Source organism: Mucilaginibacter sp. (genome assembly GCF_028288205.1).
In the GTDB taxonomy this organism is placed as follows: domain Bacteria; phylum Bacteroidota; class Bacteroidia; order Sphingobacteriales; family Sphingobacteriaceae; genus Mucilaginibacter.
The window spans coordinates 1-15,215 of sequence record NZ_JAQBOD010000063.1; the positions used below are offsets into that span (position 1 = coordinate 1).

General features: G+C 39.0%; 10 protein-coding genes. All 10 read right to left on the bottom strand.

Annotated features, from left to right (window positions below; genetic code table 11):
- The coding region (locus JWR23_RS16685) for a DUF6377 domain-containing protein (protein WP_299517480.1) at window positions 1–1,203 on the bottom strand (1,203 nt) is incomplete at its 3' end.
- Window positions 1,204–1,502: 299 nt separating this feature from the next.
- Window positions 1,503–2,909, bottom strand: coding sequence for a M20/M25/M40 family metallo-hydrolase (locus tag JWR23_RS16690; RefSeq protein WP_299517482.1), 1,407 nt, complete (start codon window positions 2,907–2,909; stop codon window positions 1,503–1,505).
- A gap of 72 nt (window positions 2,910–2,981) precedes the next feature.
- Window positions 2,982–4,385: a RagB/SusD family nutrient uptake outer membrane protein gene (locus tag JWR23_RS16695; RefSeq protein WP_299517483.1), complete on the bottom strand. Its 1,404-nt coding sequence runs from the start codon at window positions 4,383–4,385 to the stop codon at window positions 2,982–2,984.
- 18 nt (window positions 4,386–4,403) lie between these two features.
- The gene (locus JWR23_RS16700; protein WP_299517485.1) at window positions 4,404–7,823 is read right to left on the bottom strand and encodes a TonB-dependent receptor; all 3,420 of its coding nucleotides are present in this window, start codon (window positions 7,821–7,823) and stop codon (window positions 4,404–4,406) included.
- Window positions 7,824–8,064: 241 nt separating this feature from the next.
- Entirely contained in the window at window positions 8,065–9,081 is a 1,017-nt protein-coding gene (locus JWR23_RS16705) for a FecR family protein (protein ID WP_299517486.1), read from the bottom strand.
- Window positions 9,082–9,275: 194 nt separating this feature from the next.
- On the bottom strand, window positions 9,276–9,863 hold the full coding sequence (locus JWR23_RS16710) for an RNA polymerase sigma factor (protein ID WP_299517487.1): 588 nt from the start codon (window positions 9,861–9,863) through the stop codon (window positions 9,276–9,278).
- 275 nt (window positions 9,864–10,138) lie between these two features.
- Entirely contained in the window at window positions 10,139–11,659 is a 1,521-nt protein-coding gene (locus JWR23_RS16715; protein ID WP_299517489.1) for a hypothetical protein, read from the bottom strand.
- A gap of 123 nt (window positions 11,660–11,782) precedes the next feature.
- Entirely contained in the window at window positions 11,783–12,772 is a 990-nt protein-coding gene (gene mgrA / locus JWR23_RS16720; protein WP_299500265.1) for an L-glyceraldehyde 3-phosphate reductase, read from the bottom strand.
- A gap of 164 nt (window positions 12,773–12,936) precedes the next feature.
- Entirely contained in the window at window positions 12,937–13,776 is an 840-nt protein-coding gene (locus JWR23_RS16725) for an alpha/beta hydrolase family protein (RefSeq protein WP_299517490.1), read from the bottom strand.
- 19 nt (window positions 13,777–13,795) lie between these two features.
- The gene (locus JWR23_RS16730) at window positions 13,796–15,148 is read right to left on the bottom strand and encodes a Gfo/Idh/MocA family oxidoreductase (RefSeq protein WP_299517491.1); all 1,353 of its coding nucleotides are present in this window, start codon (window positions 15,146–15,148) and stop codon (window positions 13,796–13,798) included.
- Between the last annotated feature and the right edge of the window lie 67 nt (window positions 15,149–15,215).

Consider the following 15,215-nt stretch of genomic DNA (forward strand, 5'->3'; position numbering starts at 1 on the left):
ATCAATGTATTCAGAAATAAGATTAAAGTAATAGCCAATATATTCTTCTTTTATTGTATTTGCTTCGTTTAATTCGATAATGGTATTTTGCAGATTATGGTTTGTTTCTAAAATTATTTTATCAGCAATTCTTAACTTTTGCAGCTGCTTGTAAATAATAACCGCAAATACTATTACCACACATATCAATACCGTTAACAACGATGCAAAGAAAAACAACGCGCGTTTTTGTTCCATTTCATTATTTATCCTGTCGCTGGCAATAATGGGCAATATGGCGCTTACCTGCAATTTCCGTTGCCTGGCACCGTAAAATATAGCGTCGTCCATAGCTTGTTTAATGTATACATAGGCATTTTTCACATCGCCGTTTTTATACAATAATTGTGCTAAAGTTGTCATTGCTGCAGCTTCCTTTGTAGACGACCGCACATCAGCCATAGCAGCGGTAATTAATAGCTCAATGGCCTTATCAGGTGTATTTTTCCGTATGTAAATATCACTTAAAGTTGAGGCGGTAACTGCAAACTCGTGGTCTGTTAAACGGTAATGATCAATAAGCATTTTTAACTCATCAACAGCCTTACTTGTATTGCCGGTTTTTAAATATTTTAATCCGTTATAATAAATATATTCAAAAGAATTTCTGTTACACAATGCAGCTGCCGAATCAATATATTTTCCTGCATTTTTATTATAGATGAGCGTGAAATAGTTATCCTTATCAAAATCCGCCAGGTCATAGTACGTTCGGGCCGTCAAAAAATAATATTCCTTTTTAGCTTCATTATCCAGTAATTTAACATTAACGGTTTTTAACGAGTCGAATGTTTCTTTAAACATGCCTGATGAAAGCAGGATAAATCCAAGCTTGATTCTGCTGAAGGCAATTTTTACCGGGTCATTTAATAAACGGCCGGTTTGCTGTAGTTTTTGCGCATAGCTAAATGCCTGTGCATAATTAAAGCTTTTATATTCATGATAAAGTTTTAAATAAATAGCATATTTTAAGTTTAGATCTCCGCTGCTTGCTGCTTGTAAACTATTTTGCAATTTTTCAATTCCTTTCAGCTTTTCATCATCATACAATTTTTTTTTATCCAATGTGGAATTGAGCTTTGATAAAAGGGTATCATAACTTTTATTTGAAAACGCAAAATGAAACTGTAATAAAAATGGAATTATGAATAATATCCGTTTCATGATAGTGTGCGTTTTAATATGGATTAAAAGGTTTATTATAATTGGTTAGGCTTTGCAACCTATGGCTTGATAACTATTAAGTTATATTTTTAAAAGTATAAAAAAATATTGAGATGTATTACTGCTTTTAATTGTTTACTTAGATAAGTCGCAGCAGGTTAATTCTGAAAATGTTGGATTTTTTCAAAAAAGAGAAATGATGATAAATTGGCTATTTGCAATAGCCAATTTATCATCATTTACAATAGTCTATCTATTGTATTGGCCCCAGAACACAGCCGGAGGCATTTGACATAGACCTATTGGCCTTTAGGTGGTACCGCGGGCGTTGCTGCGGGACTCGTTCTGCGTAAAACAGAAGGCACTACCGGTAAGCTTTCATTACCATCTGTACTAACAGATTGTACAGCAAAAAAGTAATTATCTTTAGAGTATGGTAGTTTTATTGTATTATCAGTAGTAAAGATTTTTTTTTGCCATACCGGGCTTGTAGTTTCCCTCATCATCACATAATAACCCTTTGGTTTACCTGTTGCCGGGGCCTTCCATAATAAAGAAGTAGAGTTTCCGCCTAAACCGGCCGTATATATAGTTACATCTAACGGTGTTGATGGCCCTTTGGCTAAATTTGCCAGGTTGCATAAATTTAAAGCTGTGTTTTTACGCAGGTATTCAAAATCCATATATTCCGGTAAATCACCATATTCAAGTCCATTTTCTGTGCGTACATTTTGGTGCTGATGACGAAAATTTTCATTCATTTCTGTAATGCGTACCGCGGTAAATCCTTGTAGCTGATAAGACTGATGATCGCCCCCACGCCCAAAACGATCAGGGCGATAAACCATAAATACTTCCAGGTTATCAACATAGCGCTCACCTGTTTCTTTAATATAACGTGCTAACTGCCGTGAAGGCCCGTCATTTTCCAAACCTGAAGCACGTATGGCTGCAGCTTTTTGAGCATCCATTCCAACGGCAGGCAAGCCTTCGCTAAATACCCGTACTTTTGTATTTTCGATAATATTGGTTTCATTACTGTTATTGCTGCCCATTATATCGTTATTCAGTACGGCTCCAATTTCCCAGGCATTTTTTTTGGCATTTACTGCCATAAAATTTGAACCTATTAAACCTTGCTCCTCGCCGCATACGGTAACAAATATCACGGTTGCCGGGAAAGATTGCTTACTCATAATGCGTGCGCATTCCATTACTGCTGCTGATCCACTGCCATCATCGTTGGCGCCAGGTGCGTCGCCTTCGCGATCCATCACGCTGGTACGCATATTATCCATATGGCCGCTGATTATAAACACGCGATGATCATTAGGATCAGTACCTTTTAAAGTGGCAACCACATTGGTAAGTATAACAGGTACGTCTACCCGTTTACCATCGGGCCGGTAATTATTGGTATCTAATTTAACTGTAAGCCTTCCACCCGATGTTTTAGCGTAAGTATTGAACCTGCTTAATATCCAGTTACGGGCCGCGCCAATCCCTCTTTTAGGGTCTGTTGTTGTGCTTAAAGTGTTGCGCGTGCCAAAACTTACCAGTTTAAGAATGTTGGCATGCAATGAGTCGGCAGATACCTCGCTAACCATTTTTTCTATAAGCGGATCTTTTTGTATAATAACCGGCGATTGCGCAAATGTGCAGGTATAAGCAGCCATTGCAATTAATAACCAAAATGTTTTTTTCATAATTTAAATCTATTAACTTTTTTTATAAAAGGGCAACAAGTAAATAATTGTTGCCCTTAACTATATTACTGATTAATAACCCTGATTTTGCACAAGCGTAGGCATAATATTTATATCACGAAGTGGTATAGGCCACAACCTAAAGTTGGTGCCATAAGGCTGAGCTGTAACTGTAGTATGTGCTGGCAAATCAAGCAAGTTTCTTTGAAAATCAAAGTAAGATTGCCCTTCAAAAGCAAGTTCAATTCTTCTTTCCTTTAAAATTGCATCAATCAGGCTCTGTGGTGTTGCTGCTATCACTACGCTGGCTTTTGAGCGGGCGCGTACCTGGTTTAACAATCCTAAAGCAGTAGGATCAACTACACTAATACTTTGGCGGGCAAGAGCTTCGGCCTTAACCAGCAAGACTTCTGAATACCTTATCAGCGGTGCCCAATCCGGAAAGCTAATGTATTTGTTACTCCAGAACAGGTTATTGCTTTTAAGAACTAAGTTTTTATACCTTAAATCAACCGTAGTATCCATCAATGACAAATAACTTTGGCTAACAGTAATATCATTTCTAATACCAGGATAGTAGTGAGCGGCAAGGGCATTATTCCTGCCCGGATTGTTCGATCCGCTAAAAGCTATAGAAAAGATAGATTCCTGGGTGGTATAATTTCTGAAAGCAACTTCGGGCGTAGCATTCAATTTATACAGGCCTGAATTAATTACCAGATCAGCATAAGTTACGGCCTTAGCCCATTGACCTTCATACAGGTATAAGCGCATCAGCATAGCTCTGGCGGCACTTTTTGTGGCCCTTGACACAGTAGTATAACTATCACCGGGGTAGTTTAGTGGTAGTTTTTGCTCGGCATCCAGCAAATCTTTTTCAATCTGATCATATACCTGTTTAACCGTTGAGCGTGGTATAAAGCTAGAAGCATCAAAAGCATTTGTTGAAGCAGTAAGCACTAACGGTACGCCGAGATTATTTGTCGGGCCGGCGGGATCAAGATAAGGTTTACCCCAAAAATTGATCATATAAAAATAGTTATACGCTCTTATAAAAGATGCTTCGCCAAGATACTGGCTTGCTTTGACAGCCGGAACCATACTTTGTACAGCTGTAAAGTTTTTTACAAACAGGTTGGTTACATAAATGGTATTATAAGCAGCCGTCCATGCTGCAGAAACAATACCATCATTAGCACTCATTTTATCAAAATAACCTACTTGTGCAAAATATGGAGCAGGGTTGGCGTCAAGCCCCATTAAATCGCAATAAATAAGGTGCCGGCCACATGTCCAGTTGGGGTTTTGCATTGCAGCATACATCCCGGTAGCTGATTTATCTATCCGGTCGGGCGTGCTAAAAGCGGTTGCTGCCGATACAGCATCCAATGGTTGTTCAAATAAATCGCTTTTTTTGCATGATGTTATAACTACACCAGCTAACATTAATCCTATATAATATTTTTTAAGTTGCATGATCTGTAATTTTTAATATTAAAAATTCACGTTTATACCTAAAGTAACAGTTTTGGCCTGCGGTGTTCCCAGTGCATCAGTACCCGCCGCTATATTGCTGCCAGCCCTTACACTTGTATTAATATCCGGATCAAGGCCAGAGTATTTAGTGATGAGGAATGGATTAAATATTTGAGCATATATTCTTACTCTGCTAACACCAAATTTATTCAGGAAAAGCTTTTTGGGTGTATAACCAAGGGCAATTGTTCTTACCCTTGCAAAATCACCTTTCTCTAAAAAGCGGGTTGACGCGATATTTGCGGTATTATCGCCCAAGTAAAGTTTTGGCACATTAGCAACCTGCCCCGGTGTGGTCCACCGATCAAGGATAGCGCTAAAATTGTTTTGAACATTATTGCTTAGCATTGATGCCCGCGATGAATTGTAAATATAGTTACCGCCAGAATAAATAATACTAACATTCAGATCAAAACTCTTGTAGGTAAAAGTATTATCCCAGCCACCATACCATGTAGGTAAGCCGCTTTTGTTAAGGTAAGCCGCATCAGAGGCTACAGTAATTGGCGATACAGGGTTGCCACTCAAATCTGTCCATAAACCGCTTCCGCTGGCGCCTAAATGATATTCTTTAACAGTACCGTTAGCAGCATACCATGTAGGGTTGCCTGTGTTAGGATCAACACCGGCCCAATTAATCAATTTATAAGTACTTAACGGCCTGCCTATACTGGCTACGTTGTTACCGCTGGTAATATCTGCATTATTATTAGTGCTTACCAATGATAATACTTTATTCCACAGGTGTGTGTAATTAAAAGATGTTGACCAGTTAAAGTCTTTTCTATTAATAAGCATCGTGTTAAGGCTAAACTCTATGCCTCTATTACGCATATTACCAATATTGGTAGATATCGAAGTACCCGGTACACCGGTAGTTGCAATAACCGGCGCGCTTAATATCAGGTTGTCAACAGCGGTATTAAAATAATCAGCAGTAATATTGAATTTTTGAAGAAGAGTTGCATCAAAGCCAACATTTGTTTTTTTGGATGTTTCCCAACGCAGATCAGGGTTACCTACCTGCGAAATATTGAATCCGTTTAAAGTACCATAAGCCGCGCCACTATATAAGGTTTGGGCCGCGTACACGCTACTTAAACGCGAGTTACCCACCTGGCCATAACTACCCCGCAATTTTAAATAACTAAGTATTTTATTATTTGCCAAAAATTTCTCCTTTGTAGCTTCCCAACCTACAGATATGCTTGGAAAGTAACCCCATTGATGGGCAGCGCCAAATGCAGAATAAGCATCAGCTCTAAAAGATGCCTCCACCAAATACTTTTCATCATAAGCATAACCAATACGAGAGAAGTAGGATATTAGCCCTGAACTGTATACATCGCCGTTAGTTTGATCATAGGTTGCTGTTTGCCCAACAGGAATATTGGTAAATGAACCACTAACAATCTCATTAAAAAATGGATCAGCTAAGTTAGCGGCCCCGGTTGAATAGGCCTGATAATGGTTATGCTGATACTCTGTACCGGCTACTGCTGTAAGTTTATGTTTCCCACCAAAAAGTTTAGAGTAATTAAAGTAGTTTTGCCAAACCCACTCAGACCAGTTAGTAGTATAGTACAGTAACAAGCCATTATAAGGCACTCCCCAAAATCCAATAGCCGGGTTAGTGTACTGGTCTTCAAAGTTACCCAGATACTCAATACCAAATTTAGAAGTAAAACTTAATCCTTTTAACAGTTTTAGCTCTCCGTAAATATTAAACCTGGTATCATTCGCCGTGTTTTCATTACGGGTAAGTGCTGACATGGCTATCAGGTTGAACCAGTTATTAGAAGTAATACTGCTGCCACCAATTTGGGTTGTATTATTACCCGCGCCAAGGTATCCGCCTGTAGCGCCCGGTGTTAAGTTAAAGCCGTATGGGCCGCTTGGATTGTAAGGCGATACGTTGGATGGAGCCTGCCACCCTGAAATATTTACACCCTGCACATATCCATCTGTTAAAACCCCTGTATTAAGTGTGCGACCATAGGATAAACTAATACCGCCCTTAAACCATTTTTGCGGAGTAACATCAATATTTAGCCTGGCCTGACCGGTAGTTAATTTGTTAGGGATAACAATACCTTCCTGAGTGATATACCTGGCAGAGCCAAATACGGTTGCTTTTTCAGATCCTCCCGAAAAGGAAACACTGTTATCATAGGTTTTCCCCTGTTTATATAACAGGTCCATCCAGTTCACATTATCAGGCACGCCATCACCATTTATATCATTACTTTTTGCAATAATAGCGTTGGGTGATGCTGCTCCATACCTGTTAAGCGCCTTTTCGTTTTGTATAGTGATGTAATCGGAGCCGTTTAATACCGGTGGCTTTTTCGAAGCCTCGCTCCAGCCAAATTTAGAGTCGAGAGATACTTTGGCTGTACCACTTTTACCTTTTTTAGTTGTTACCAATATAACTCCGTTTGATGCCCTTGAACCATAAATTACCGCGGCCCCGGCATCTTTCAATACCTCAATAGATTCAATATCGTTTGAATTAAGCAATGCTAAAGGATCAAAGCGTGTTCCACCACCAGCACGGATACGGTTTAAGTTGCCTTCGTTGATCTGCGGAATACCATCTATCACAATTAACGGCTGTGACGAACTTGAAATAGAATTTACACCACGTATACGTATGCTGGTCGGGTCGGCCAGAGCGCCGCCATTCATACTTACTTGTAAACCTGCGGTTTTACCTGCCAACGCCTCATTAAAACTAGGCAGGGGTTCATTGCTAACTTTTTCGCCGGTTATTTTGCCAATAGAACCCGTATTTTCACGAACAGCTTTGGTACCGTAACCTATTACAACAACTTCATTTAAGCCGTGGGCCTCGGCATTTAGCTTTATATTAATAACCATTTGGTTCCCTACTATTACCTCCTGGGTCTCATATCCTATAAAAGAAAATACTAATGTTGCAGTATTGTCAGGTACTTTTATATTATACTTTCCATCTATATCTGTTTGTGTACCCTTGGTTGTGCCTTTAATTTTTATGGTTACACCCGGCAAGGTTTCGCCATTGTTATCGGTAACTGTACCTGTAATTGTTTTTTCAATAGCCGATTGTGCTGAAACAGGGCGCGCTTCAATAGGTTTTTCTACAATAATAAGCTTGCTCTGCTGCTCTTTATAAGCCAGCAGGGTTTTGTTTAAGACACTATTGAGAATAATTTCTACTGTTTTATTTTTGCCTGTATAGCTTACATAATAGGGTGAAACCAACTGTTCATTATATACAAACTGAAAGCCGCTTTTTTGCTGTATTGCTGCCAGTACCTCTTTTAAGGTTTTGTTTTTAACATCCAGATCTATATGCACATCTCTAACGGTTTGCCCTGCGGAGCTTTTAGCCATTAGTAGCTGTGAGAATATTGATGTGACTATGAAAATGTAAAAGGTGTATTTCATAATTCTGAATAATGAAAGTTTTATTGCAATGGTATATTTTTCCATACCTTTGATTTGTGTTTTTAGGTTAATAAATACATTAATTAGAAACATAAAAGAATGACCTGATCAGTGAGTGATTGGCGTTACGATGCTGATCTTGTCAAGATTAAAGCCGGATAGGTGTAAGTACCTGCCGGTTTTTTTGTTAAATTGGGTTAGTTTGTTTTTTAATCATAGGCTTTAATTTATTTTTAGCGATTTTTAGTAATACAGTTTTGTTGGCTATTTTATATTTAAGATTATTAGCCAGACACAGCGCGTTAAGTATATCTATAAGATTTTCTGTTGATTTAAAGCCGGCAGTAAACCTGTAATTAGGTATATCATCATTAGCAAACTTAATGGCATAGCCAAATTTGGTTTCGAGTATGGCAGAAACATCCCTGAAGTTTTCATTATCAAAATAAAGTCCCCCTTCTCTCCAGTTCAAAATATCAGCAGATTTTACTTTGTTTTTTATAATGCTCCCGGTATTCCTGTTTATATCAGCCTGTTCGTCGGGTATTAAAATCACCTGGCGTATATGCGCAGGCTCTGTATAATTGCTTTGCACACCAACCTTGCCTTTAGTTACCGTAATTTTTACTTCATTAATATATTTAAATGAACGTATATTAAAAGAAGTACCCAAAACATTGGTAAGGATTTTACCTGTTTTAACCACAAATGGTTTGGCCGCATCATGCTTGATATCAAAATAGGCCTCGCCTTCTAAAAGCTCAACCATACGTTTATCGCCATTAAAATTGTCAGTGTATTTAAGTGTGCTATTGCTATTTAAAAAAACTATTGAACCATCACTAAGCTCTATTGACTTTAATTCGCCGTTATGTGTTGATATCTGGGCATATTTTACAGCAGTATCCTGATTAAGCACCCGGGTGTTATATAAAAAAATTCCGGCCAACAAAAAAACAAGCACAACAGCTGCCGCTGCTACTGCCCGGGTGTTATATATAAATTTGACTTTTCCTGGTTTTTGAGATGCTAAGGATATGTTATTTGTTATATATGTTTGCTGACTTTTATCCATATATTTCATAAGGATATCATCCAGCTTTCCCTGTTCTAACAGAAAGAAAAAAACCTCAAGCTCCTTTTCTGAAGCCTGATTGTCAATATAACGCTCAACTAATTGATCTAAAAGTATATTTTCCTCCATTTATAATTACCTTACATACCACCAGACAATTAAAACAGCATTTAGGGTACCCCAAAGCAATAAAAAATTAAAAATAATTTAATAACAGGATAAATAAAAGATTAACTATACATTATATTTTAGTGTTTTATAAAAAAACACTAAAAACAAAGTAAGCTTTTGCTGTAAAAATGAAGATTTTTTAAACTATTGGCTTAACTGTTGAATATTATTGCCAAAATAATACTTAATGGTATTCCAAAATCTCTTTGGACATTATATTTTAAGACTTTCATGGATCTAACCATGTGTTTTTTAATTCCATTTCTGGAAATACCCAGATCATTAGCAGCTTCATCATAAGTTTTGCCAAGTTGCCTGCATAAACGGAACACCTCCCGGCTTTGTAATGGTAAGGTATTAAGTACCTTTTCTATATATTGCATATACTCATCGGCATGTAACTTATCCTCAATAGTATTTTCTTCTGGTATATAGGAGTAAAGAATTTCTGCCTTGATATTATTATCAAGCGAAGACCTTTTTAATAAGTTAAAAGCTTGATTTTTTGCCAGCGTGAACAAGTAAGATTTTAATGATTCAATATATAACAGGTTTTGTCTTTTCTCCCATAATTTAATAAACACATCCTGGCAAATTTCTTCTGAAATCGCAGTAGACTTTAAAAATCTATTTACAAACCGATATAATAATGGCTGATAGGCTGCATAAATTTCAGAGAAAGCAGCGTCATCACCAATAGAAATTTGAGTTAATAAAAATTTTTCATTTAAATCATCCACAATAAAGTCCTTTAAGTTTTTCCCCGCTATTGTCTACTTTATATAAAGAGAGGTAAATTAATAAATTAATGCAAAATTTACAATTACTTTATTAATTTGATATGATTATGTAACCAAATCGATCTTTTATTTGCATTTTAACCTTAATGGTCTTGGCTGGATAATGAAAAAAACCTTAGATAACCAACAAAACCTTATTTAAATAAGGTTTTGTTGGTTCACAAGGGCAACTTTATTAGTCGTTGTAATTAGTAATTAAACAGGATAGATTTACGCTACTTAACCGCGGCAGAAATAAAATCAACAACCGGCTTTGTATCTTTTAATAAAATATAATGACCTTCATCCGCTTTAACAATTACGGTAATTTTTCCGCCCATTTGTTTGTATCGTTTTTCTGCTACCCGGGTTTCATCAGCAAGTGATGGGTCATTACTACCCGAAATAAATAGTACGGGTATGTTTGCTTTTGCCAGTGGACTTAAGTTATCAAGCGGTGCAGTTTTACTCATTACTTTAGTTTTAAGTATTGGATTTTCAGCATATATAGCCGAAACCTTATCCGGATTTTCAATAGCCCATGCAATGGCCTCGCCCGCAGCTGCTCCTGTACCTTCCATTACAGGTTTTTTAGAAAATCCGTGATCTGTAAGATGCCTGTAGATCAAATTCCACTGGACCAGTTGGGGGCCATCAGAATTATAGCCTACAGCCCCGGTAACAATGTAGTAACCTTTAGCAAGCAAAGCCTGGTCAACCGCCGCGTCGCGCCTTACAAAGTCTGACCGGAATACCCATGGGTTACCCGGCGCAGGTTTAGCAGGTTCAATTATGGTGGTAAATGCTTCTACACCTTGCAGGTTAACTTCGTACTTATTATAACAACCCGTAAATAACGGACCGCGGAAAGTAATAAACGCCCCCTCAACCGGAACATATTTATAAATATTGGCAGAGCTATAATAGGCTGTTTTAGTTGTTGAGTTATTGGCGAATGCGGGGACAGGTATTTTCTCTTCATAAACGCTATGCTCCATAAAATCGGCAATTGGTTTAGCATCATGTAAACTATGCGGATGATGGCCAAATCCTTCTTTTATCATTACAGATATTCTGCCGCCAAACTGCTGGTATATGTTTTCAATCGCGTTTGAGTATTTATTCAATATCGGGTCTATGCTTCCGCAAACGTGCAGTATAGGCACATCATATTTTGCCAGTTCGCCCAATTTTAACAGGTTATCACGATTACCACCGGGGTTATCCGTATATAAACAGGATACTTTATCGGGATGTGTAGTTGCCCACATATAAGAATACTCGCCTCCCCTGCTCATGCCTATAAAACATGGCTTTGCAGATAAGCCATGCTGCTCTGTTAAAAATTTGTACCAGGCATCCCACTGTCTGCCGGGTTTTAATGTAGCATTTGCCGAAATATAAGCAATGCAAAAACCGCGTTTTAACAATTCTATTTCGGCCTGTGGCTGATGGTCCCAGTAACATCCCTGCCATGACCACGGATTACCTGCTGCCGCCTTTTTAGGTACAACAATAATACAGCGCCTTTGGCCCTTCTCCGGATCTTTTACGCCAAATTTTTCGCTTTCGGGAGCTTTATAAGGAGTAATAGCCAGCGTTTCTTCATCCATAATAAAATCATACCTGTCAAATCCTTCATGCCAGGTAGATTTTTCGCCGGTAAAAGGCACCTGCTGAGATTTAACTGTTTGTGAAAAAAATAAAGAAAATAAAATTATAGCGGCTATTAACGCCCTACCGGTAAGTGATTTCATGATAAGTATAATAATTGGTTGATGCTAAAGTACTAACCTGTTTTTATAGTAGGAAATATCAGTCAATAAAAAAAGCCCAATCATTAAAAAATGATTGAGCTTTAAGTAGTTTGAAATAGCAGTCTATTTTAAAATACCGTCGATAATATTCAATTCTTCCTGCGTGAATTTGGTATTCGATAAACAATTCAACGAGTCAAGCAATTGCTCGGGTTTGCTGGCACCAACCAATACCGATGTTATGCGATCATCCTTTAATATCCATGACAAAGCCATGTGTGCCAGCTTTTGGCCACGTTGTTTAGCAAGGTCATTTAGTTTTTTAATTTTCTCTATAGTTTCGGGGGTGATGTTGCTTTCGGTAAGCGAATCACCAATCTTTACCACCCGTGAATCTGCAGGTATGCCGTGCAGGTATTTATCGGTTAACAAGCCCTGGGCTAATGGAGAAAATGGGATGCAGCCTATTCCTTCTTCTTCCAGCACATCTAACAAACCGCCTTCTACCCATCTTTCAAACATGGAATATTTAGGCTGATGGATAATAACAGGTGTACCCATTTGCTTTAACATTTGTATTGCTTTTTTAGCTTCGGGTGCCTGGTAATTTGATATACCAACATACAAAGCTTTGCCCTGGCGAACGATAAGATCAAGGGCCGCCATGGTTTCTTCCAATGGTGTTTCAGGGTCTGGGCGGTGATGATAGAATATATCAACATAATCCAGCTTCATTCTTTTCAGGCTTTGGTCAAGGCTGGAAACCAAATATTTTTTGGTGCCCCAATCGCCGTAAGGGCCATCCCACATGGTATAACCGGCTTTTGAAGAAATGATGAGCTCATCACGATGGTCCCTGAAATCAGAATGCAATATCCTGCCAAAATTCTCCTCGGCCGAACCCGGAGGGGGGCCATAGTTATTAGCAAGATCTATATGGGTAACGCCGTTATCAAAAGCCGTTTTTATAATGTTGCGGCAGTTTTCAAACTGGTCATAATACCCAAAGTTGTGCCATAGGCCCAATGATACAGCAGGCAGCTTTAAACCGCTTTTGCCACTGCGCTTATAGGGCATGGATTGGTAACGTTTTTCTGAAGGTTGATACGACATAAATTTTAGTAATATTTTTTGTGCGAATATAAAGCTTAATTATAATCAGGCAACAGTGAAACATAAATGTACTGTACCATGTACACGTTGATACACTTGGGTACACCTTGGTACACTTTTAAAACACACTACTCCCGCCGCTTAATTTTCAATACCCAAACACCTTAATTTAATTGCGGATTATTCTTTTTAAAATATCCATTAAAAAACAACAATTGGTAATTGAGGGAGTTTACCCAGTACGGCCATGTATGCCCGCCGGGGCGTGCGATATAATCGTGCGGGATATTTCTTTCCAGCAATTTTTTATGCAGTTCAAGGTTCACTTTATAAAAGAAATCCTCGGTACCGCAATCAAAAATTATACTTAATGAATTTGGGGTTAGTAAATACAGCATATTAGTAACCGTATTTTTTTCCCAGTTTTCGGGGTATTCGGCGTAGCTTCCCAATCTTTTAGCCATATCCCAATTGTTAGGGAACGGACGTATATCAACCCCGCCACTCATGCTGCCTACCGCGCCAAAAACATTCTGGTGTTTAATGGCCAAATACAGCGCGCCATGTCCGCCCATGCTTAAACCGGTAATAGCCCTGCCTTTTCGGCTTTTTATGGTTTTATAATTTTTGTCGATATACGCTATCAGCTCTTTAGCTACATACGTTTCATATTTATAGGCCGGATCAACAGGGCTGTCTAAATACCAGCTATTTACACTACCATCAGCACAAACTATAATTTCATGATACAAATCACTGCTTACCCCTAATTTAGCAGCGCTTTTTGCCCAGTCGGAATACTTACCTCCTGCACCATGCAATAAATAGACCACGGGATATTCCTTGCCTTGCTCATAGCCCTCAGGTGTATACACTACCGCCTTTATTTTTTTGTGCATGGCGTCGCTGTAGGTTTCTACCGTATCAACTTTGGCCGCTTTTACTTCATTAATAAACGCTAACGAAATAGACAGGAACAGTATCAGTAATAAATTTTTCTTCATCTGTATATATAACAAGAATTTAAACTTTAGGTGCCCATCCCGGTTCATAAGTACGGCTCCACAATTTCTGTGCTTCGGGGTCATTCAGTATGTGCGCGTTCTTAGGGTCCAGGTGCAAGTCGCGTCCAACACGCCATGAAATGTTACCTAATTGCATTGCTACCACACTCTTATATCCCAGCTCTACATCACAGTTTGGTTTTTTATTATTACGGATAGAATCCAGGAAGTTAGCAACGTGCAAACTATCCATACCCAAACTCGGGCTGGCGGTATTTCTGCCTTGTATCGCTGCATCTTCGGCCGGTCCTTGTTTTTTTACCTGTTTTATCATTTTTCCGCTTAGGTCATAAATGGTATAGTCTTCTCCGTCGCTATCCAAACTGCCCTTATCGCCATAAAATATTACACCACGGTCCGCACCTTCTATCTTCCTGCCGTTCGAACTCCTGTTCTCCCACATCAGCGATACGCGATCTGGATAATCCATCGTTACTATTTGTGTATCGGGTGTTTGCCAGTCATCTTTAAACTGGTACCTACCGCCTACCGAGCTTACCCTTGTTGGTAAATCAACATTCAGGCCCCAGCGGGCAAAATCAACCTCGTGCGTACCATTGTTTAATGCTTCGCCTGTACCGTAATCCCAAAACCAATGCCAGTTATAATGGATCAATCCGTCCTGATAAGGTTTGCGCGGAGCGGGGCCCTGCCATAGGTCGTAATTCAACCAATCGGGTACCGGTGCTGGTTTTAAAAAGGTTTCTTTACGGTTATTGGTATACCAGGCTTTTGCAAAATATACCCGGCCTATAACACCGCCATGCAATTCTTCCACACACTGTATAGCCTGTGGCGACGAGCGGCGCTGTGCCCCCATTTGTACTATACGGTTATATTTACGTGCAGCCTGTACTGCTAATTCTCCTTCGTGCGGGTTATGGCTCAATGGTTTTTCTACATATACGTGTTTGCCTGCCTGGCAACCCATTATAGCCATTGGCGCGTGCCAGTGATCTGGTGTGGCAATGTAAACCGCGTCAATATCTTTATCCTGCATCACTTTACGCACATCGCCCTCGCCTTTTGGCGCGGCCTGCCCGGTTATTGCCGATACAGATTTCTGCACTTTAGGTATCGTTCTTGAATCCACATCGCAAACGGTATTTATCATCAAATTTTGCTGATGAGCAAACGTGCCCGACATGCTGCCGCCCCTGCCATTAAGCCCGATGATGGCTACATGGATACGGTCGTTAGCGCCGATAATTCTTTTATAACTTGATGCCGTAAAACTGAAAGCTTTGCTGCCTAAAGCAATGCCGCCGGTAGTAATAGCCACCTTTCTGATGAAATCGCGTCTTTTCTCCATTATAAATATTTTAGATGTTTGGTTTAATTTGGTTTGGTGAATAAAGTTACAATAAATTCAATATTAG